The following is a 21653-nucleotide window of genomic DNA, read 5'->3' on the forward strand; positions in this document are numbered from 1 at the left end:
GCCAAGAAGACCACTAAGAAGTCTGCCAAAAAGGCCACTAAGAAGACGGTCCGCAAATCCGCGGCAAAGAAACAGGAATCCCCAGCCGAGTCCGAAAAGCAGGCACAGCCGGAAGCAGAAGAGGAGCTCGAGGAGGACGAGCACGACGAAGACGTCGACTTCGATCCCACCAATGCGGACATCGAAGACGATGATGACTTCGACGCCGGCGAAGACCTCGAAGAGGACTTGGACGACGACGATGAGGAAGAAGAGGAAGACTCCTCTTCCGTCTGGGACGAGGAAGAATCCGCTGCGCTGCGCCAGGCACGCAAGGATGCGCAGTTAACCGCCTCTGCTGACTCCGTTCGTGCCTACCTCAAGCAGATTGGTAAGGTCGCCCTGCTCAACGCCGAGCAAGAGGTTTCCCTAGCCAAGCGCATCGAGGCTGGCCTGTACGCACAGCACCGCATGGATGAGATGGAAAAAGCCCGCGCCGAAGGCGATAAGGCTGCCAAGCTCTCCCCCATGGAAAAGCGCGACCTGCGCAGCATCTCCCGCGATGGCCGCAAGGCCAAGAACCACCTACTGGAGGCCAACCTGCGTCTGGTGGTTTCCTTGGCCAAGCGCTACACCGGCCGTGGCATGGCTTTCTTGGACCTCATTCAGGAAGGCAACTTGGGCCTTATCCGCGCGGTGGAGAAGTTCGATTACACCAAGGGCTATAAGTTCTCCACTTACGCCACCTGGTGGATCCGCCAGGCCATTACTCGCGCCATGGCTGACCAGGCTCGTACCATCCGTATCCCAGTGCACATGGTGGAAGTCATCAACAAACTGGGCCGCATCCAGCGCGAGCTGCTGCAGGACTTGGGCCGTGAGCCTACCCCGCAGGAGTTGGCGAAGGAGATGGATATCACCGAGGAAAAGGTGCTCGAAATCCAGCAGTACGCCCGCGAGCCCATTTCCTTGGATCAGACCATCGGTGACGAAGGCGATTCCCAATTGGGTGACTTCATCGAGGACTCTGAGGCCGTCATCGCGGTCGACGCCGTATCCTTCACCTTGCTGCAGGATCAGCTCCAAGACGTGCTGACAACGCTGTCCGAGCGTGAGGCCGGCGTGGTTCGCCTCCGCTTTGGTTTGACCGACGGCATGCCGCGCACTTTAGACGAGATTGGCCAGGTCTACGGAGTTACCCGCGAGCGCATTCGCCAGATCGAGTCCAAGACGATGTCGAAGCTGCGCCACCCGTCCCGTTCGCAGGTTCTGCGCGATTACCTCGACTAATCGCTGCAGCTGCAGGAGCGTAGAAAGCCCGCACCAATTTCGGTGCGGGCTTTTTGCGTAACTACTTTCTATCCACCGTCGGCCGCTCTACCTCTACCACTTGCGCAGGTATTCGATGCGCTCGCGCAGCTGCTCGGCACTACACAGCGCGGTGGGCGGACCGCCACAGGCCTTGCGCACCTCAGTATGGATAGCACCGTGCGGGCGGCCGGAGCGCTGGGCAGCGATGGATACGACCGTATTGAGCTCTTTGCGCAGCTGGCCTAGCTCATCGACGACTCCGGTGTCGCTGGGCTCAGATTCCATAGACTTCTTCCGTGAGGCCGGAGCATAGTCCATGCCGTAGAGCTTGCGGCGGTGAGCTTCCTCCGCCTCAGCGGCGCGTCGCGCCTTTTCCTCCGCTTCGCGGCGGTCCATTTCTTCGGATTGCTTCTTGCGCAGCAAATCTTTTACTTGGTCCGCATCCAGTAGTCCGGGAATGCCAAGGAAGTCCGCTTCCTCATCGGTGGTCATATCCCCGGTATTGAACTGCGAACCGTTGTAGAGCAGGCCCGAGAACTCTGCCTCGGCACCAAGCGACTCATAAGACTTCTCCAGCATGTCTGGTTCGGTCTTCTTCTGATTCGCCTGCTCTAGCAGTTCATCGTCCCAGCCTTCCTTGTCGGGCTTTTCTTCACCCAAGACGTGGTCGCGGGACTTTTCCATATTTTCGGCCAAACCCAGCAAGACAGGGACCGAAGGAAGGAAAACCGACGCCGTCTCACCCGGCATGCGCGAGCGCACGAAGCGGCCGATGGCCTGGGCGAAAAAGAGGGGGGTCGATGCCGAGGTAGCATAGACGCCCACCGCTAGGCGCGGGACGTCGACGCCCTCGGACACCATGCGGACTGCCACCATCCACTCATCGGTGGACTCCGAAAATTCCTGAATGCGGTCCGAGGAGCCGGGATCATCAGACAGAATCACCGACACAGGTGTATTGGAAAGCTGCTTGAGGATCTTGGCATAGGCGCGTGCGGTCGTCGTATCCGAAGCCAGCACCAGGCCGCCGGCATCCGGCATATTGCGTCGCATTTGCATCAGGCGGGTATGCGCCGCCTGCAGCACCGCAGGGATCCACTCGCCCTTGGGGTCCAAGGCGGTGCGCCACGCTCGGGCGGTTTGCTCCGCATTCATAATGTCGCCCAAACGGGCTGCATGCTCCTCACCGGCCGAATCGCGCCAGCGGGCTTCGCCAGAGTAAGAAAGAAAGACAACGGGGCGCACAACGCCATCGGCAAGCGCATCGCCATAGCCATAGGTATGGTCCGAGCGGGATACCTTGTGCCCCTCCCCATCGTCTACGTACTGAACGAATGGAATGGGCGAGTCATCGGAGCGGAAGGGGGTACCGGTCAAAGCCAAGCGGTGATTGACATCATCATAGGCTTCCTTGACGCCATCGCCCCAGCTCTTGGCGTCGCCTGCATGGTGAATCTCATCAAGGATCACCAAAGTGCGCCGAGCAGAGGCCACCGCGCGGTGCTTGAAGGGGTGCATACCCACCTGCGCATAGGTCACCACAATGCCGTCCATGGAGGGATTAACGGCAGAGGAATTGCTAAACGCGGGATCTAGGGCTAGACCTACACGCGCGGCAGCGCTAGACCACTGGGTCTTAAGGTGCTCGGTAGGCACCACCACGATGACGCGCTCGACCGTGCGGTCTTCCATGAGCTCGGTGGCAATGCGCAGTGCGAAGGTAGTCTTTCCGGCGCCCGGGGTCGCCACCGCCATGAAGTCCTGCGGCTTAGTGGCGAGGAATTTATCGAGGGCGGATTGCTGCCAAGCGCGAAGGTTAGTCTTTTTAAAAGTCCTCACTTGCGGCGCAGACCCTTATACACACGCTCACAATCGGGGCACACCGGAGAACCCGGCTTTGCCTGCTTGGTCACCGGGAAAGTTTCGCCGCATAGCGCAACGACGTACTTGCCGTTCACCGCGGAATCGAGGATGTGATCCTTTTTGACGTAGTGGAAGAACTTCGGCGTGTCATTATCCGTCGTCGAAGTGTCTTCACGAATATCTGGCCGTTCAATTGTCTTCGTAGTCGTAGTCACGCACTCCATTTTGCCGCATCGGCATCGAACTTTGCGAGTCAGGCGGCTACCCTTGGAGAACATGTACACGTCATGCACGCCGGCCACTGCGCCCCACTCCCCTTATCGAGGGAACTCCGACGCGCACGAGGGGAGCCGAGTCTAGGTTGTTTGGCAAAAAAGAGCGCTATCTCATCACAGATGCCAAGCTCACGCCTGGCCAGGACCGCAAGCGCCGCGAAATTCGGTACGGAATCTTCCAGTTTTTGCGCGTTCCTTCCCTGCTCATCGCAGGCTATTTCCTTTATATGCATTGGTGGCTTTTAGCCGCCATCATTGTGGGCGTGACATTTCCCCTCCCCTGGATAGCCGTGGTGATTGGCAACGGCCGGGGTGAAAAGAAGGATAAGCGCGAGAAAAACGTGTACAAGCCAGCCATGAACCGGCAGCTTTATAGCCAGGCCCACGCCCCACAGGTATCCGGCGGTACCGCCCGGCCTATTGAGGCACACCACGACATCATCGATCACGAAGAAGAGTAAAGGATTCCTGCCTACATGACGACCGCTTTTGGCCCCGACTTTAATGCCCCCGCGCTAGCCAAGCTGGCCGCAGAGCTTTCCGACGTCTTTACCGCCGCCGGTTTTACTACCGATGGCGTAGCCGGGCACCTAGGTCCGGAAGTTACCGAGGCCCTCTTCCGCGGCGAACCCGCACCAGTTGCGCTCGCCGCGCACAGCGAATCTCAATTGGATCTTTTGATCCGCTTCTTCCTCCTGCATCAACACCTGCCGGCCACGCTTTTGGGCGAGGCGGTAGGCGCGCGCCTGGCTACCCAGTTGCTGGATGCCAATGTTGCGGTTGCCGACGCCCATGGCAAGGCATACATTGCCCTCGATATCCGCCCCCACACCATCGTTGGCGCCAACCGTCTCATCTTCTCCGACGTCGACGCCTCCTTGGTCGACCACGTACCTGGCCCAGACCATGTGCTTGGCGTTGGCGCGGCAAGCCTCTCCCTACTGCAATCCACACCAGTAAGCCCAGTGGGCAGCGTCTTAGATCTAGGCACTGGCTCGGGCGTCCAATTGCTGGGGCAGCTCGATTGCGCTGACAAGATTACCGCCACCGACGTGCATGAGCGCGCGTTGGAATTGGCCGAGGCTACCATTGCCGCTACTGGCGATAGCGAGAAAGTGGAATTGCTGCAAGGTTCGTGGTTCGACCCCGTAGCCGGCCGCCGCTTTGACCGCCTCGTAGCTAACCCACCTTTTGTCGTTGGCCTTCCCGAAGTTGGCCACGTCTACCGCGATTCCGGGTTAAACCTGGATGGTGCCAGCGAGCTGGTTGTCTCTCGGGCCACCGACCACCTAACCCCTGGCGGAACGGCTCACCTTCTGGCCGCTTGGGTACACATCAGCGGCGAGACCTGGCAGCAACGCGTTGCTTCCTGGCTGCCAGACAAAGGGATTGCCGCCTGGATCATTCAGCGCGACGTAGCCGATCCCGCACTCTATGTGTCCACCTGGCTCGAAGACGAATCCCTGGATGTACGCTCCTCTGAAGGACAAGAGCGCTCACGCGCCTGGCTGGAACATTTTCAGCAACATGAGGTCAATGGCATTGGCTTTGGATTTGTCGCTATCCAACGCATCGGCGACGATGAACCTGCCGATATCTTGGCCGAAGATATGCCGCAGGCCTTTAGCGACCCACTTGGACCTGAAGTAGAAGAATACTTTGCCCGTGTGGCGTGGTTGCGCGACCTAGTGCCCGGCGAGCTACAGGGAAAGCACTTCCACGTGCGCCCGGGGCTGGCACGCGAAGATATCAGCACCCCAGATGGGGAATTGGGCCAGGGCTTTACACGGGCCGCGCTACGTCTTACTCGCACCGACGGTCCGCGCTGGAGCCACGAAGTAGATGAACACATCGCTGCCATAGTCGCCGGACTCAACCCACAGGGCTTGAACCTGGAAGAAACCATTGGCCTGTATGCGGCGGCGCACGGATTCGACGAAGCAGAACTTACTACTGCTGCCCTACCCGCCGTGATCGATATGGTCCGACATGGCCTGCTTATCCCAGCTGATCTCCTCTTGGATACCGATTCGCCGGACCTCAGCTAGATCCGCACTTTCCCCCACTCGTTATATAAGGAGAAGTAAACCATGCGCGCAGTTTTGACTCGGGTATCGGAGGCCACAGTGACCGTCGATGGAGAGACCGTAGGGGCCATTACTAGTCCCGAAACCGGTGGCCTTCTCGCTCTAATTGGGTTCTCACGCGAGGATATGGGTGATTGGCAACCCCGCGCTAAGAAGATGGCACGCAAGATTGCAGAACTGCGCATTCTTGATGGCGAAGTGTCAGTCATTGATGCCGGAGCGCCCGTGCTTGTGGTGAGCCAATTTACTTTGTACGGCCGCACTGCCAAAGGTCGACGCCCTTCGTGGGCGGATGCCGCTCCAGGACCCGAGGCCGAACCAGTCATCGCAGCGATTATTGCGAACCTCAGGGAACGCGGCGTGTCAGTAGAAACAGGCCAATTCGGGGCTAAAATGCGCGTTTCCTCTGTGAACGAAGGACCTTTCACTGTCTTGGTAGAGACCTAGCCCGCACCCTCAATTTCCGCCCCACGAGATCTGAAAATCGTGTTAATCAGGCCCGATTACCAACGATTCTATGAGCCAAACCACTTTTCCAGATATTGTGTAGAGCAAGCCATAAAGCGCAGGGGAATGCAAATTCCCAGAGGGTGATAAATGCCCTACTCGCAGTGCAATAATTTATTATCACTCTGCAAGATTTTGTTCTATACTGAAGGCACAGCGAAGCAAAAGGGCTGGACATGCAGGATATGAGATAGATTCTCAAAATCCTACAAACGCAAAATTGATTGAGAAAATTTGCTCAATCATGGTTGCAGAAGCCCAAACGCTTCGGCCGACCAACTAGATGTAGGAAAGAAAATGTCCCACTCAATCACGCGGCGCAACAAAGCCCAGCACCCAGAAAACCAGGCTGAGATGCCTGAGGATCTCAAGGCCTCCAAGGCAGCTCCCTCCTCCAAGGAATCAGCACCAGCCCCTGGCATTGACACCCCGTTCGATGGCCAGAAGGGTGCACCGAAGTGGAATAAGGAAGACACCGTATGGATGCTCTCCCTGTTCGGCACCGCAATCGGCGCTGGTGTCCTCTTCCTCCCCATTAACGCCGGCATCGGTGGCATCATCCCGCTTATCATCATGACAGTCGTAGCACTGCCTATGACCTACTGGGCTCACCGCGGAATGACCCGCTTGGTACTGTCCAGTTCCAAGCCAGACGGCGACCTCACGGACGTCGTGGAAGAGCACTTTGGCAAGAAGGCTGGTGTGCTCATGAACATCCTGTACTTCCTGTCGGTCTACCCCATCCTGCTGGTCTACTCGGTCACCATCACCAACACGGTCAACTCCTTCCTGGAGCACCAGCTCGGAATTACTCCTCCGGAACGCTGGCTTACCTCCCTCCTGCTGGTAGGCGGCCTCATCCTAATCGTCCGCATGGGCAAGGACGTCGTAGTTCACGTCATGTCTTATTTGGTATACCCATTCATCGGCATCTTGGTTCTGCTTTCCCTCTACCTCATCCCGAAGTGGAATACCGCGCTCTTTGATTCCTTCGACCTCAACGTTGCTCGCGAGGCTTCTGGCCACAGCATGGGCGTTACCCTGATGCTCTTGGTCCCGGTTATGGTCTTCTCCTTCAACCACTCCCCGATGATTTCCTCCTTCGCCGTTGACCGCCGCCAGACCTACGGCAAGTTCGCTGAGGCCAAGTCCCGCAAGACCTTGCTCCGCGCAGAAATCCTCATGGTCGTCGTGGTTATGTTCTTCGTCTTCTCCTGCGCTCTGAGCCTCTCCCCGGCTGACATGGCAGACGCTAAGGCGCAAAACATCACCATCTTGTCCTACCTGGCCAACCACTTCGATAACCCACTTATCCAGTGGATTGCCCCCATCATCGCCATGATTGCAGTTGCTAAGTCCTTCCTCGGCCACTACCTCGGCGCAGCCGAAGGCTTCGAAGGCCTCGTCGTCAAGGGCAGCAAGAACGCAAGCAAGGACGACGCAGAGTCCGCCCACAAGCTCGATACCATCACCCTCATCTTCATGCTGGTCACCGCTTGGCTCGTCGCCTGGGCTGACCCATCCATCTTGGGCATGATTGAAACCCTGTGTGGCCCGACGATTGCCATCATGCTCTTCATCATCCCAATGGTCGCCATCCACAAGGTCCCAGCGCTGAAGCGCTACAAGGGCAAGGCTTCCAACTACTTCGTCTTCTTCATGGGCCTCGTCGCCCTAGCAACCATCATCTACTCCATCGTCCAGGCTTTCTAAGCACCGCCACAGACGAGAAAATCGCAGAGGATTCAAGGAAAGAACAATGTTCATCAGCATCTTCGATATGTTCAAGATTGGCATCGGCCCCTCAAGCTCACACACCCTTGGCCCAATGAAAGCCGGCAAGGCTTTCGTGGACGAGCTCAAGGAAAAGGACCTCTTTGACAAGGTCACTCGAGTTCAGGCAAATGTGTACGGCTCCCTCTCCCTCACGGGCATCGGCCACTCCACAGACAAGGCCATCCTCCTCGGCCTGGCCGGTGAAGAGCCAGAGACAGTTGATATCGACGGCATCTCCGAATTCATGAAGAATGTCCGCAGCAGCGAGAAGCTCATGCTGGGCGGCTCCCGCGAGGTGGAATTCCCCAAGGACGGCGGCTTCTACTTCCACGATGAGTACCTCCCAATGCACGAGAACGGCATGTGTCTTATCGCCTTCGCCGGCGAGGAAGACATCCTGCACAAGACCTACTACTCGGTCGGCGGCGGTTTCATCGTCAAGCAGGAAGACTTTGCCAAGCGCACGGACGCCAAGGTTGATATCCCCTTCCCGTACGCCAGCGCCGCAGAAATGCTCGAGCTATGCGAGAAGAACAACATGACTCTCCCAGAGCTAGGCCTTGCCAACGAGTTGGCACTTCGTTCCGAAGAAGAGGTCAATGAGCACCTGCGCAAGGTTCGCGATGTCATGTACACCGGCATCGAGCGCGGCTCCGCTACCGACGGCCCGCTCCCAGGCTCCCTCCTTGTCCCCCGCCGCGCCGCTGCCCTCAGGCGCCGCCTGGAGCAGTCCGAACCGCACGATGGTCTAAACATCCTCAGCTGGGTCAATATGTTCGCACTGGCTATCTCTGAAGAGAATGCATCCTGCGGCCGCGTTGTCACCGCACCTACGAACGGCGCCTGCGGCGTTGTCCCGGCAGTACTGGCTTACTACGACAAGTTCGTTGAGCCCGTTACCACCGAGATGTTTGCTGATTACATCTTCGCCTGCAACCAGATTGCTTCCTTGTACAAGATGAACGCTTCCATCTCTGGCGCTGAGGTCGGCTGCCAGGGTGAGGTTGGTGTAGCGTGCTCCATGGCTGCTGGCGGTCTCGCCCAGCTCATGGGCGCTACCCCAGAGCAGGTTTGCATTGCAGCCGAGATTGGCATGGAGCACAAGCTAGGCCTGACCTGTGACCCAGTACTCGGGCAGGTTCAGGTACCCTGCATTGAGCGCAACGCTGTCGCTGCCGTTGACTCCATCACCAGCGCCCGCATGGCGCTGGAACGCGAGAGCAAGCCATGCGTCTCTTTGGACGAAGTCATCTGGACCATGTATAAGACTGGTAAGGATATGAACGCCAAGTACAGGGAAACCTCACAAGGTGGCCTGGCCCTAGCAGTTCACCCGCCAGTTCCGGTGTGTGGATAGAGACCACCCTCTAAAGAAGCGACGAGCCGGGTGAGCACAGCGCTAAGCCGCTTGTGTTCATCCGGCTTTCTTGGCGCTACTCCCCCTTCCGCCTATTCGCTTCCGTGTGATATCTTCTCTATAACCTGACAGGAATTAAAGGACATGCTTCAGCTAATGAATTTCCCTAGCGGCAGTGCCTCCGAAGAAAACTTCCTCGAGCAGTACATTCCCCTCGTCGAATTCCTCGGTAAGGCAATGGGCCCCAACACCGAAATCGTGCTGCACGATCTCGACGTTCCCGATAAATCCATCATGGCCATCGCCAACGGCCACATCTCTGGCCGGCAGCTAGGCGGCCCAGTGACCGATTTCGCTCTGTGGTTTATGAAACAAGGCGATGCCGCAGCAATCCCCATGATGACCGGCTACCGCGCCGTCAATGCGGAAGGAAAAATTTGCCGCTCTTCTAGTTATTTCATCCGAGACGACTCCGGCCATATGCGGGGCATGCTGTGCATCAATGTTGATGTCTCTGAGTTGGTACACATTCGCGATGCTGCCGCCGCACTTATCGGCAACGCCGATGATCCCGCACTTGATAAGTCAAAGGCCTTCGGCGGCTACCCCGGTACAGAAGAGCTGCCGCAGCGACCCGTCGCGGTACCAGACCCGGTTCCAGAAGACGAGGCTGCGGAAGAGGCGCCAGAGAAGGAAGAAGTCAGCGAGTCCTTGCGCTCCAACGTGGAGAACCTTCTAGATTCCATGTTGAATTCCGCAATTTCTAACCAGAGCACGCCAGTACCTCGCATGCAGCGCGAGGAGCGACTCGAAGTGGTCTCTGACCTTGAGGATGCAGGATTCTTTCTTCTTAAAGGCGGAATTGCCGCGGCAGCGACGCGCCTAGGCGTATCTGAACCGACTATCTACCGCTACCTCGTCCAGGTGCGCGGATAGTAGTTCCACATACCAAGCTATTCGCAGCTCGTAACCGATCCCCGTGGTACCTCTCCCCCGAAAAGGTGGAGTTGTACCACGGGGACCAACTGTTTTTACTAATTCTCTCTGCACTGGGAACTAAATCGCTAAAGACTCCGTTGTACTTTGTGAAACCGGCGACAAATTCAGGAGGCTTCACTATGACGAAGACATCTGCCACCACCGCCAAGGGCACTTCAAGTGCCACTACTGATGAAGAACAGGAAGTAGACCGCGGATCTCGCCGCAACCAAACCAACGATAATCCTTCTGCCGACCTCGTCCGCGTTTATCTCAACGGCATCGGCAAGACCGCACTGCTCAGCGCGGAAGATGAGGTAGAACTCGCTCAGGCCATCGAGGTTGGACTGTACGCGGAGTACAAGCTCAATAACGCAGAAAAGCTCACCCGCGCGGAAAAGCGCGACCTAAAGATCCTCGCCCGCGAAGGCAAGAAGGCACGCTCCCACCTGCTCGAAGCCAACCTGCGCCTCGTTGTCTCGCTGGCCAAGCGCTACACTGGCCGCGGTATGCCACTGCTGGATCTCATCCAGGAGGGCAACCTAGGCCTTATCCGCGCAATGGAGAAGTTCGATTACGCCAAGGGCTTCAAGTTCTCCACTTACGCCACTTGGTGGATCCGTCAGGCGATTACCCGCGGCATGGCTGACCAGTCCCGCACCATTCGCCTCCCGGTCCACTTGGTTGAGCAGGTTAACAAGCTTTCTCGTATTAAGCGTGAGATGTATCAATCATTGGGCCGCGAAGCTACCAACGAGGAGCTTTCGGAAGAATCCGGTATTGATGAGAACAAGATTGAAATGCTGCTGCGCCAGTCACGCGATCCGGTCTCTCTCGATATGCCGGTAGGTACCGATGAAGAAGCTCCTTTGGGCGACTTCATTGAAGATGCAGAAGCTACCGATGCTGAAACTGCGGTCGTCGCATCTATGCGCCACTCTGATATCCGCGGTGTGATTGACACCTTAGAGAAGCGCGAGCAGGACGTCATCCGCCTGCGTTATGGCCTCGATGATGGTGTTCCGCGCACCTTGGATCAGATAGGCCGCCGCTTCGGCCTTTCACGCGAGCGTGTTCGCCAGATTGAGCGCGAAGTCATGGCAAAGCTGCGCGATGGAAACCGCGCCGATCGCCTGCGCGAGTACGCTTTGTAATCCACGCCTACCGCATTTGGCAGCGCATCCTCTCCCCGGGCCCATTTGGCAACGTACCGCCATGGGCTCGGGGTTTGGCGTTGATAAGACATCGGCTTGGTTCCTAGCGGCGAGCCAAGCCTTGGGTAGGCTAATCTGGACTGCAGAGTCTAGAAAGCGCTTTCCCGTTCTTGGGCGGGACTATAGCCGCGTAACTGTATTCACACAGAAAGGTATGCCCACGTGAGGGACCTAGTTGATACAACGGAGATGTATCTGCGGACCATCTACGAGCTAGAGGAAGAAGGCATTACTCCCCTACGCGCCCGCATTGCGGAGCGTTTGGAGCAGTCTGGGCCTACGGTTTCTCAGACTGTAGCTCGCATGGAGCGCGATGGCCTTTTGCACGTGCGCACCGACCGCAGCTTGGATCTCACGGACAAGGGCCGCGACCTAGCTACCGCAGTCATGCGCAAGCACCGGTTGGCAGAGCGTTTGCTTACCGACGTCCTGGGGCTCGACATTGCCAAGGTTCACGACGAAGCCTGCCGGTGGGAGCATGTGATGAGCGAAGAGGTGGAAAAGCGCATGGTTGCCGTTCTCGATGATCCGACGCGGTCGCCTTTTGGCAATCCTATTCCGGCGCTATCTGCACTTGGCTTCGATGTTACTCAGCCGGACCAGGGCACCCGCGCGGTCGATCTCCCCAATGGCGAGCAAGTCTTCGCGACCGTCATCCAGGTCAATGAAATTCTGCAGGTTGATGATGGCACCTTCCAAGAACTCACCGATGCTGGAATCCGTGTGGGCGCCAAGGTGTCTGTAGTCAATAACAGCGGCACGATTACACTGTCGACACCGGAAGGCGGCAGCGTCGTGCTTTCCGACGATTTGGCGCACGCAGTGCGCGTGGAGGTATAGCCATGAAACTTCTCATCACCGGTGGCGCCGGCTACGTGGGCAGCGTCTGCGCCGCAGTATTAGTCGAGCAGGGCCATGACGTAACCATCATCGATAATTTCTCCACCGGCAACCGTGAGGCCGTTCCGGAAGCCGCCCGCCTCATCGAGGGCGACGTCGCAGACAAGGCTGCCGATGTCCTGGGCGAAGGTGGCTTCGAAGGCGTCATTCACTTCGCTGCACGCTCCTTGGTGGGCGAATCCGTGGAAAAACCAGATGAGTACTGGCAGCACAACGTAGTTACTACCCTGATGCTGCTTAATGCCATGCGGGATAACGACGTCAAAAACCTCGTCTTTTCCTCCACCGCTGCAACCTACGGTGAGCCTGACCAGGTCCCAATTACGGAAGACATGCCAACCCAGCCCACCAATCCGTATGGTGCGACCAAGCTGGCCATCGACTACATGATCACGTCCTTTGCCCACGCCTACGGCCTGGGCGCCACCTCGCTGCGCTATTTCAATGTGGCTGGCGCCTACGGAAAAATTGGCGAGAACCGCGAGGTAGAAACCCACCTCATCCCCATCGTGTTGCAAGTTGCTTTGGGCCACCGGGATAAGATTTTCATGTTCGGTGATGACTGGGATACCACAGACGGCACCCCAGTGCGTGACTACATCCATATCCGCGATCTAGCCGACGCCCACGTGCTTGCCCTCGAGTCCAATGAATCTGGCGCCCACCGCATTTACAACTTGGGTTCTGGCGATGGGTACTCCGTCAAGCAGGTCATCGAAATGTGCCGCAAGGTCACCGGCCACGACATTCCGGCTGAGGTGGCCCCGCGCCGCGCAGGCGACCCAGCTACGCTCATCGCTTCCTCTGCGAAGATTCAGCGCGAACTCGGGTGGAATCCCACCCGTACGGACCTGGAAACCATCGTCACCGACGCGTGGAACTTCACCCGACAGCTCGGCGATAAGGCACATTCGGCGAAGCGCTCCTAGAACGCCGCGCGTGTTAAGCGGGGCTGTCGACGCGGAGCCCCGCTGCCTCGCGGGCTAGCTCGCAACCATGGCATAGGCTGGAGACCAACCGCTTTCCCATGCCGCTGCGATATCCCTGCGCTATGAGGCGCCCCAAATTGTGATGGGGCGCCTCTTCTACGACTACGGAAAGCGCCGGACCGGCATAAATTCCGAATTCGTGGGACACCTGGCTAGCAGCATACAAAGCTAGAGCGTTATAGCGAATAGGCCCCTGGAATGTACGCGCTACCGCCAATAACAGGTCACCTGCTTCCTGCGGCGCGGAGACGAGCTCCGTAATGACTAGGTCGCGGGTCCAGGTGGTAGACATCCACATGGCTGTCACACACAACAATTCTTCATTTTCTAGGGTTTCCTCCAGCGATTCGACCTCGCTGAGCACATAGCGGGCATCGGCAATAAGGGATTTGACCACCTGCACTGGATCTGTAGTGCCATACCCGTGCCCGGCGCGCAATTGGCAGGCAATCTCTTCGGCGCATCGCTCCATGGCTCTAATCTCTTCTTCCCCAAAGTAGGGGTTCGGGTCCTTAAAGCGCTGGACCAAGTCATGGCGGCTAAGTTCCGGAAGCATGCCATTATTCACGCAGGCGCGCATCGTGTGGCTCGTCGAGATGGCGGGTATGGTTCCTTCTATCCAGTTCTGCAGCGGGCCCTCGCCGCTTTCTGTGACGTGGCCAAAGATGAGGTCGTAGGCGGTATTGGTGGAGAGTTCTTCGGACAGCCAGCAGGCATCGATGCCCATACCTGTCTGGTCTTGGAAATGATAAAGGGACTGCAGGATGTCCCAGAGCTCTCCTTCCTCGCGCTGGGAGAGCACGAAGCAGAAAATGATTTCGGGACTTCCGCAGTGAAACGCATCCATCACTTCGTGAAGCGCACCAGGCACATCGTGCAGATCGAGACGGGCTACTGGTCCGATGCTGTATCCGCGTTGGCTGGGTTGGATGGAGATGAGGATGACTGATTCGGTGGGAAAGAATCCGAGGATTCCTGGAATATTGGCGAGGATATCGCCGGGCGTACGGATGGGCTGAGTTGGTGTTGTGATGTCCATAGCCCCAGCTTCAACCACGCGCGCAACTATGCATAGGCCACCAAGGGCTAGGTGGTGGGGATCTGTGGATAGGTGGGGGTGAAGGGGGCGTCGGCAAGCGGCTTTCCACACCCCGCCTGGGATTGCGCTGGCAATGCGCAGCGGTTTGGGGCACAATTGTTTATTTAACCTCGCGGTGCGCGCGGGAATAGTACGCACGCACGCGGCGTTGGGGTAGGTGAGAAAGCAAGGAGGTAACACAACATGCACGAAGAAGATCGCCGCATGTATGAGCTGGAATATCCGGCTCCGGTGATTAGGGATGATTCCGGTGACGGACAAGGCCCCACCATGATTGTTGCCATGCACGGTTATGCTGACGCTGGCCAGGCCATTGAGGCAAGTGCTGACCACCTGAAGGCCGCTTTGGAAGGCCGTCAGCTGGCATCGTTTAACTCTGATGAGCTGATTGATTACCGCTCGCGCCGCCCAGCCATCACGATTGATAAGGATCGGGCGCTGGAAATCGAGTCTATGGATCTTGGTATTAAGGTCCTGCGCGATAATTCCGGCAAGACCTTCCTACTACTGTCTGGCCCTGAGCCAGACATGCGCTGGGAGGCGTTTACTACCGCCGTGGTGAAGCTGGTGGAAAAGTTCAATATTGAAGACACCATCATGCTCTATGCCGCGCCGATGCCGGTGCCGCATACCCGCCCTACGGTGGTTACGGCTCATGGCACCTCCTCCCGCTTGACTGAGCACATGCTCTCGATGGATTCCACCATGATGGTGCCAGGCTCCGCCGCGCTGTATCTGGAAAAGGCTCTGGCGGATAAGCACCGCACGGTGGCTGGATATACCGTCCACGTGCCGCATTACTTGGCCGCTTCGCCTTATCCGCAGGCCACGTTCCAGTTGCTGGATGCGGTGGCCCGGGCGGTGCGCCTCAATATTCCTTTGGGCAGCATTGAGGCCGACATTTCTCGCGTGGAAAACCAACTGGAGGAACAAGTTGGTGGCTCGGATGAGATTGAAGGCGTAGTCCAACAACTCGAGCAGCAGTATGACGCTTATATGGAGCGCTACCGCAAGGAGCATCCGCAGGCGATCATGCCTGGCGAGGAGCCCATGCCTACCGGTGAGGAAATCAGCGAGGAATTCCAGGCATTCTTGGCTTCCTTGGATGAAGAAGAAAGCCAGCAAATTATCAATACCGAGATCGATGACCGCGAAGATTCCGCCGAGGAGAAAGGCCCACAGTCCGATGGTGGGAAAGATGGCCCTGATTCTGCTTCGGGCGAGGGCGACTTAGGTGACGATATCTAACTAACCCGCCCCCATCGCCGCTAAGGTGGTGGGGGTGAACTTATCTCAGCTGCTGCCAGATTTAACGGAAGTACCCGAGCCCCTCGTAGACGAGGCAATTTGGGATACCTTTACCTCGTGGACCACCGGCCGGGGTATCAATTTGTACCCAGCTCAGGAAGAAGCCTCGCTCGGTATTTTGGCCGGCGATAATGTTATCCTCGCTACCCCTACGGGCTCGGGAAAGTCCATGGTGGCTAATGCTGCGCACTTCATTGCCCTAGCTCGTGGCCAGCGCAGTTTCTATACCGCACCGATCAAGGCCCTTGTGAGCGAGAAGTTCTTTGCCCTGTGCGATATCTTCGGCGCCGAGAATGTGGGCATGATGACTGGCGACGCCACCGTTAATGGCAATGCCCCCATCATCGCCGCCACCGCCGAGATTGTGGCCAATATTGCGCTGCGCGATGGCACCGAGGCCAATATCGACCAGGTAGTGATGGACGAGTTCCACTACTACTCCGAACCGGACCGCGGATGGGCATGGCAGGTGCCGCTGCTGGAGTTGTCCAAGGCGCAGTTCCTGCTCATGTCCGCCACTCTGGGCGATACTCAGTGGCTAGAAGAGGATCTCACCCGCCGCACCGGCCGCGCCACCAACCTCGTCGCCGGCACCACGCGGCCCGTGCCACTGGACTTTTCCTACGTCTTTAGCGCGGTGCACGAGACCATCGAGGAGCTCTTGGCCGATAAGAAGGCACCCATCTACGTGGTGCACTTCTCGCAGCGTGAAGCGGCCGAGCGCGCGCAGGCGTTGACCTCACTTTCGGGGATTATCACTAAGGAAGAAAAGGAAGCGATTGCCCAGGAAATCGGTGGGTTCCGCTTCACTACCGCCTTTGGCAAGGATCTATCCAAGCTGCTGCGCAAGGGCATCGGCATCCACCACGCGGGCATGCTGCCCAAATACCGCCGATTGGTAGAGCGCCTGGCACAAAAGGGACTGCTTAAGGTCATTTGCGGTACCGATACCCTGGGTGTGGGCATTAACGTTCCCATCCGCACCGTGCTGATGACTGGGCTTGCCAAGTTCGACGGCCAGCGCCAACGCATCCTCAAATCGCGCGAATTCCACCAGATTGCCGGCAGGGCCGGCCGCGCCGGCTATGACACCGAGGGCACTGTAGTGGTCGAGGCGCCCGAGCACGAGATCGAAAATGCCAAGGAACGCCGCCGCATCGGCGACGACCCCAAACGCTTGAAGAAGCTCAAGAAAAAGTCCGCCCGAGAAGGCGAGGTGTCCTGGTCCGAGAAGACTTTCGCGCGCCTTACTGAGGCTGAGCCGGAACAGCTGACCTCTCAGTTCCGCGTTTCTAATTCCATGCTGCTCAATGTCTTGGCGCGCCACGGCAATGGCTATGACCACATGCGCCACCTGCTGCGAGACAACCACGATAACCGCAGCAAGCAGAATAAAGACATCCTCACCGCACTCGATCTCTTCCGCGGGCTAGTGGATTCCGGCGTCGTGCAAAAGTCCACCAAGGGATTGGATATCTACGGCCGCCCCTACCATTTGGTGCGAGAGCTGCCGCGTGACTTTGCGCTCAATCAGCCGCTGGGCCCATTCGCCTTGGCGGCGCTCTCGCTGCTGGACCCGGAAGCGGAGACCTATAACCTGGACGTTATTTCAGTTTTTGAGGCCATCCTAGATGACCCGCGCCAGGTGCTCATTGCCCAGCAGAAGCAGCGCCGCGGCGAAGAAATCGCCGCGCTGAAGGCGGACGGGGTGCACTACACCGACCGCATGAATATCGTGGAGGATATCACTTGGCCGAAGCCGCTTGAGGAGCTATTGGAGCAGGCCTACGATACTTTCGCTGAGACCAATGCGTGGGTCAAGGAGTTTGAGCTGCGACCCAAGTCCGTGGTGCGCGACATGCTCGAGAATGCGATGACCTTCTCGGATCTGGTCGCCACCTACGGCTTGGCCCGCTCCGAGGGCGTGATTTTGCGCTACCTGACCGACGCCTGGCGCACTCTTAAGCAGTCCATTCCGGACGAGTACAACACTCCAGAGCTCGAAGATATCGTTGTCTGGCTAGGTGAGCTTATCCGCCAGGTGGATTCCTCGCTTGTCGACGAATGGGCGCAAATGGCCGGCGAAGACTCCCCCATCGACCAAGATACGGTGGACCGCGAGCTGGCCTTTGGCGTGGAGGACCCCACCGCGCTCACGGCCAATCGCCGCGCCTTTACCATCATGGTGCGCAATTACATGTTCCGCTTGGTGCAACTCTTTGCTTTGGAAAAGGAAGACCGCTTGGCGGAGCTGCTCGATTACTTGGACGAGGTGCCGGACTTCGGCGCTATCCTAGATGATTACTTCGATGAGTATGATGACATCGATTCCGGCCCCGAGGCCCGCGGTCCGGAGTTTTTCCGTCTAGGCGATACTGACTCGCGTGCGTGGTCCGTGCGTCAGATCATCAAGGACCCAGACGGCGATCACGCCTACCAGTTCGTCGCTACGGTAGATCTCGATGCCTCCGATGAGGCCGGCGAAGTCCGCCTAGCAGACCTGCGCGTGGAGTACTAGCCAGCGAAAACGACAAAGCCGCCCTGGCTGCCACGCCCCAGAATAAGAGGGACGTCGGCAAGCGCGAGGGCGGCTAAAAGCCGACTATTTTAGCGTGCGGCCTCAATCTGGACAGCCTGTGCCACAGCCTGGACGACGGCCGCAACCTTAACGGCCTCCCAGACCTGCTCCTTGCTCAGACCAGCCTCGTTGAGCTCGTGAGCGTGAGCACCCAGGCAGTGCTCGCAGCCATTGATGGCGGAGACTGCGGTATTCCACAGCTCGAAGTTGGCCTTGTCCACGCCTGGCTTGGAGATGATGTTCATGCGCAGGCCAAACTTAACCTGTGCGTAGTCATCGCCCAACCAACCCTTGGCGCGATAGGCAACGTTGTTCATAGCCATAACGGTGGCTGCGCCGTAGGCTGCCTCGATAGCTTCCTCAGACAGGTGCTCCTTTGCTTCCTCCGCGATTTCAGACAGCACGGTGTCATTGCGGGTTGCGGCAGCCGATGCCAGCAGGCAGCCCCAGAGCTGCTCCTCGTCCAGGTCCTTGGAACGGGTCAGCGCGCCCAGGTTGAGCTTCTGGTCCTTGGCGTACTCCGGCAGGGAAGACTTCAGATTATCAATAGACATAGCTTTTCTCCTTTAAGGTTTTGATAGGAATTTTCTGCACTGCATTTAAAAGGAAACCCCGCCACGAAAGCGGGGTGAACCTGCATCTCAGTGAGATTTAGAGTGCCGACTGAACGACGTCCATCTTGTTGATGTTCTTGGTTGGGTCGTTCTTCTCCCAGTTGCAAGCGCAAACCTCTTCGGACTGCAGGGCGTCGAGCACACGCAGAACCTCGTCTACGTTACGGCCAACAGCATCCGGGGTAACGGAGACGAACTGGATAACGCCATCCGGGTCGATGATGAAGGTAGCACGGTCAGCAACGCCATCAGCGTTTTCTACACCCAGTGCACGGATGAGGTCGTGGCGCACGTCAGAGAACATCGGGAAAGGAACTTCCTTCAGCTCTGGGTGGGTTGCGCGCCAGTTGAAGTGAGCGAACTCGTTATCGGTGGAGCCGCCGAGGATCTGGGTATCGCGGTCCTGGAACTCCTCGTCCAGCTTGCCAAAGGCAGCGATCTCGGTCGGGCAGACGAAGGTGAAGTCCTTCGGGTAGAAGAAGACGACCTTCCACTTGCCCTCGTACTTGTCCAGGGATACCTGCTCGAAGTAGTCCTCCGGCTGGTTAGCGTTGACGTCGTGCAGGTCGCCACCGGTCAGGGCGGTGAGGTTGAACTCTGGGAACTTCTCGCCGACGGTCAAAATAGGCATAGTCTTCAACTCCTTTAGCAAAGGCTTTTCCTCTAAGTTTCCTGCCGCTTGACGTACAAGCAGCGGGGCCGGACCGCATCCGGCCCAACACGATCAGTTATACCATCTTTTCCGCTCGCGTCAATAGCAAATCCTATAGGTAAGTGTTAGAGTAATAGGCATGCATAATAAAGAGTATCGCCCTACACTTGCTCAGCTGCGTACCTTCGTCACCGTTGCAGAAAACAAGCACTTTGGTACCGCGGCCGCCAAACTCGAGATTTCCCAACCCTCCCTCTCCCAGGGCCTCGTTGCCCTCGAACAGGGATTGGGCTTGCAGCTTATCGAGCGCTCCACCCGCAAGGTCATCGTCACCTCGGCCGGTGAGACCCTCCTCCCCTACGCCAAAGCAACGCTTGAAGCAGCAGATACCTTCCTCGCCCACGCTCGCGGCGCCAACGGCACCCTTGCCGGTCCACTGACCATCGGCGTTATCCCCACCATTGCTCCCTACATCCTCCCCGATCTGCTCTCCATGCTTGCGGAGGCTTACCCGGATCTCGAGCCGCGCTTCGTCGAGGAGCAAACCCAACACCTCATTACCCGCCTGCGAAACGGCAACTTGGATCTTGCCATCATGGCCCTTCCATCCGAGGCCACCGGCATGGTCGATAGCCCGCTTTACACGGAGCAATTCTCCATTGTCTGCCCGCCCGATCACCCCATCGCTGGCCGTGAGGATGTCGAGCTTGCGGAACTCAAGGACCTGGATTTGCTGCTGCTTGACGACGGCCACTGCTTGCGCGACCAGGTAGTCGATCTTTGCCGCCACGCCAATATCAACCCCGCCGAGGCCACCAATTCCGTCACCCGTGCTTCCTCCCTGACCACCATCATGCAGTTGGTCATGGGCGGGCTGGGCTGCACCCTCGTCCCCGAATCCGCCCTCGCCACCGAATGCCATGGCAAGGACGTCGCCATCGCCCACTTTGCCTCCGATGTCACCGCCGAACGCGAGGTGGGTCTCGTGTTCCGTTCCTCCGCAGCTCGCGCCGAGGAGTTCCGCGAATTCGGCACACTCATCACCGCCGCCTATAACAAGGCGATTGAGCGCTCCCGACAGTAGCCGCTTGCGGCAAGCCCCACGGGGGCGTCGCCAAGCACACCAAAGGCCACCGCCCCTAACTGGAACGGTGGCCTTTAACTATGGTGCGCTACGCCTGCGGGAGCGTATTGCGCCCAGCACACTGGCGGAACATATGCGCCTGCGCCAAGAGCGTAACCGGATACGCCACAATGAGGCCGATGCCCAAAAGCAAGAAACCGGCCACAATGATGAAAAAGTTCAAAATGGAAAGCAGTAGCAGCTGACCGTAATTGTTCTTACCTGCCTGAAAGCCCTTCTTCACGGCGTCACCAACGCTATCGCCGTCGGCCGCGAACCACTGCATCAGAGAGAACAGCGGCTGCACAAAGAAGCTAATCAGTGAAATCACAGCCAATACACCGAGCATGCCCATGACGGCGGTGAACGCTTCTTCGTCGGAAAGCTGCTCGGCATTGCCAGCTAGCCCCGCCGCAGAACCGCGCACAACGACGAAGGAAATCAGTCCCGCCACAACGCCGATGACGACCATAATGACTAGTGGCTGCCACCAGCGCACATTCTTAAACAGGTAGCCCCACCCGGTGCGAGAATCATCAATCTGGAAAAGCGCCAGGCGCATAAGCATTAGAGTGAGCACGATGCCAATCACCCAGGAAATGATTTGCATGATCGTGGAACTAGCAGAGATATCACCATCGACACTCGCCGTCGCAGCGCCGACTCCGCCGGAAATGGCGAAAAAGACTACGCCGAGAACGCCAGCAAGCAACGTTCCCAAAATCCATAGCTTCCAGTTGCTAAAGACCGCCCGAAAGGCCCAAGAAACGGCATCTATGGCCGAAACCCTTCCGGTGTGTTGAGGCTGGCCCGCGTGGTAGCCGGCATAGCCTTGGGCGTTGCCCTCGTGGGCGCCGCCATAAGACGGAAGCTGGCCGTAGTCCGGCCGATCCTCGGGATGGTTGGTCGGCTCGTAGCGAGGAAAATCGTCATTTCCACCCGAATACGGGTTCGTCATAAGCGGTGCTCCTCCTTCAGGAATGCACATTGAAAAATGAATAAGTATTTTAACTTTAACAACTTTTTCCTCATTTCTGGCGGGC

The 21653-nt window shown here is 57.9% G+C and carries 19 protein-coding genes; 13 read left to right on the forward strand and 6 right to left on the reverse strand.

Annotated elements, in window-relative coordinates; all coding sequences use genetic code 11:
• A partial coding sequence (locus QP934_RS03750; protein ID WP_419126844.1) for an RNA polymerase sigma factor occupies positions 1 to 1269 on the forward strand: 1269 nt, incomplete at its 5' end.
• 93 nt (positions 1270 to 1362) lie between these two features.
• Here QP934_RS03750 and QP934_RS03755 read toward each other — a convergent pair.
• A complete protein-coding gene (locus QP934_RS03755) occupies positions 1363 to 3129 on the reverse strand; it encodes a DEAD/DEAH box helicase (protein ID WP_198493179.1) in 1767 nt (588 codons plus the stop codon).
• Positions 3126 to 3377 carry a DUF3039 domain-containing protein gene (locus QP934_RS03760; protein ID WP_005325062.1) on the reverse strand — a complete coding sequence of 84 codons (252 nt, stop codon included), beginning with the start codon at positions 3375 to 3377 and terminating at the stop codon, positions 3126 to 3128. Before QP934_RS03760 ends, QP934_RS03755 begins: the two co-directional genes overlap by 4 nt.
• A gap of 137 nt (positions 3378 to 3514) precedes the next feature.
• Between QP934_RS03760 and QP934_RS03765 the strand changes: the two genes are divergently transcribed.
• The 9 genes from QP934_RS03765 (at position 3515) to galE (ending at position 13176) form a co-directional block, all read left to right on the forward strand.
• The gene (locus tag QP934_RS03765) at positions 3515 to 3889 is read left to right on the forward strand and encodes a DUF3099 domain-containing protein (RefSeq protein WP_239281982.1); all 375 of its coding nucleotides are present in this window, start codon (positions 3515 to 3517) and stop codon (positions 3887 to 3889) included.
• A gap of 15 nt (positions 3890 to 3904) precedes the next feature.
• On the forward strand, positions 3905 to 5476 hold the full coding sequence (locus QP934_RS03770) for a DUF7059 domain-containing protein (RefSeq protein WP_419126845.1): 1572 nt from the start codon (positions 3905 to 3907) through the stop codon (positions 5474 to 5476).
• 42 nt (positions 5477 to 5518) lie between these two features.
• The gene (gene dtd, locus QP934_RS03775; RefSeq protein WP_419126846.1) at positions 5519 to 5962 is read left to right on the forward strand and encodes a D-aminoacyl-tRNA deacylase; all 444 of its coding nucleotides are present in this window, start codon (positions 5519 to 5521) and stop codon (positions 5960 to 5962) included.
• Positions 5963 to 6319: 357 nt separating this feature from the next.
• A complete protein-coding gene (locus tag QP934_RS03780; protein ID WP_340418837.1) occupies positions 6320 to 7735 on the forward strand; it encodes an HAAAP family serine/threonine permease in 1416 nt (471 codons plus the stop codon).
• 46 nt (positions 7736 to 7781) lie between these two features.
• A complete protein-coding gene (locus QP934_RS03785; protein WP_198493183.1) occupies positions 7782 to 9155 on the forward strand; it encodes an L-serine ammonia-lyase in 1374 nt (457 codons plus the stop codon).
• Positions 9156 to 9299: 144 nt separating this feature from the next.
• Positions 9300 to 10091: a helix-turn-helix transcriptional regulator gene (locus tag QP934_RS03790; protein WP_419126847.1), complete on the forward strand. Its 792-nt coding sequence runs from the start codon at positions 9300 to 9302 to the stop codon at positions 10089 to 10091.
• A gap of 182 nt (positions 10092 to 10273) precedes the next feature.
• On the forward strand, positions 10274 to 11287 hold the full coding sequence (locus QP934_RS03795) for a sigma-70 family RNA polymerase sigma factor (protein WP_005325073.1): 1014 nt from the start codon (positions 10274 to 10276) through the stop codon (positions 11285 to 11287).
• 222 nt (positions 11288 to 11509) lie between these two features.
• Positions 11510 to 12187 (forward strand): metal-dependent transcriptional regulator, encoded by a 678-nt coding sequence (locus QP934_RS03800; protein ID WP_337887420.1) that lies wholly within the window; start codon positions 11510 to 11512, stop codon positions 12185 to 12187.
• Positions 12188 to 12189: 2 nt separating this feature from the next.
• On the forward strand, positions 12190 to 13176 hold the full coding sequence (gene galE / locus QP934_RS03805) for a UDP-glucose 4-epimerase GalE (protein WP_419126848.1): 987 nt from the start codon (positions 12190 to 12192) through the stop codon (positions 13174 to 13176).
• 13 nt (positions 13177 to 13189) lie between these two features.
• Here the strand turns inward: galE and QP934_RS03810 are convergent, their stop codons facing one another.
• Entirely contained in the window at positions 13190 to 14275 is a 1086-nt protein-coding gene (locus QP934_RS03810; protein ID WP_340418831.1) for a DUF4192 domain-containing protein, read from the reverse strand.
• 243 nt (positions 14276 to 14518) lie between these two features.
• Between QP934_RS03810 and QP934_RS03815 the strand changes: the two genes are divergently transcribed.
• Both QP934_RS03815 and QP934_RS03820 read left to right on the forward strand, forming a co-directional pair.
• Complete coding sequence (locus QP934_RS03815; RefSeq protein WP_340418830.1) at positions 14519 to 15583, forward strand: PAC2 family protein; 1065 nt, start codon at positions 14519 to 14521, stop codon at positions 15581 to 15583.
• 34 nt (positions 15584 to 15617) lie between these two features.
• Positions 15618 to 18161, forward strand: a complete 2544-nt coding sequence (locus QP934_RS03820; protein ID WP_419126849.1) for a DEAD/DEAH box helicase — start codon at positions 15618 to 15620, stop codon at positions 18159 to 18161.
• A gap of 89 nt (positions 18162 to 18250) precedes the next feature.
• Here QP934_RS03820 and QP934_RS03825 read toward each other — a convergent pair whose 3' ends face one another.
• The gene (locus QP934_RS03825) at positions 18251 to 18775 is read right to left on the reverse strand and encodes a carboxymuconolactone decarboxylase family protein (protein WP_049377405.1); all 525 of its coding nucleotides are present in this window, start codon (positions 18773 to 18775) and stop codon (positions 18251 to 18253) included.
• Between the two features lie 97 nt (positions 18776 to 18872).
• Positions 18873 to 19466 (reverse strand): peroxiredoxin, encoded by a 594-nt coding sequence (locus tag QP934_RS03830; RefSeq protein ID WP_023021385.1) that lies wholly within the window; start codon positions 19464 to 19466, stop codon positions 18873 to 18875.
• Positions 19467 to 19626: 160 nt separating this feature from the next.
• Here QP934_RS03830 and QP934_RS03835 point away from each other — a divergent pair, with 160 nt between their 5' ends.
• Positions 19627 to 20571 (forward strand): hydrogen peroxide-inducible genes activator, encoded by a 945-nt coding sequence (locus QP934_RS03835; RefSeq protein ID WP_239273033.1) that lies wholly within the window; start codon positions 19627 to 19629, stop codon positions 20569 to 20571.
• Positions 20572 to 20659: 88 nt separating this feature from the next.
• Here the strand turns inward: QP934_RS03835 and QP934_RS03840 are convergent, their stop codons facing one another.
• Positions 20660 to 21568, reverse strand: a complete 909-nt coding sequence (locus QP934_RS03840; RefSeq protein ID WP_340418828.1) for a hypothetical protein — start codon at positions 21566 to 21568, stop codon at positions 20660 to 20662.
• Positions 21569 to 21653: the final 85 nt, after the last annotated feature.

This window comes from Corynebacterium sp. MSK122 (assembly GCF_030229435.2).
GTDB classification, from domain to species: domain Bacteria; phylum Actinomycetota; class Actinomycetes; order Mycobacteriales; family Mycobacteriaceae; genus Corynebacterium; species Corynebacterium marquesiae.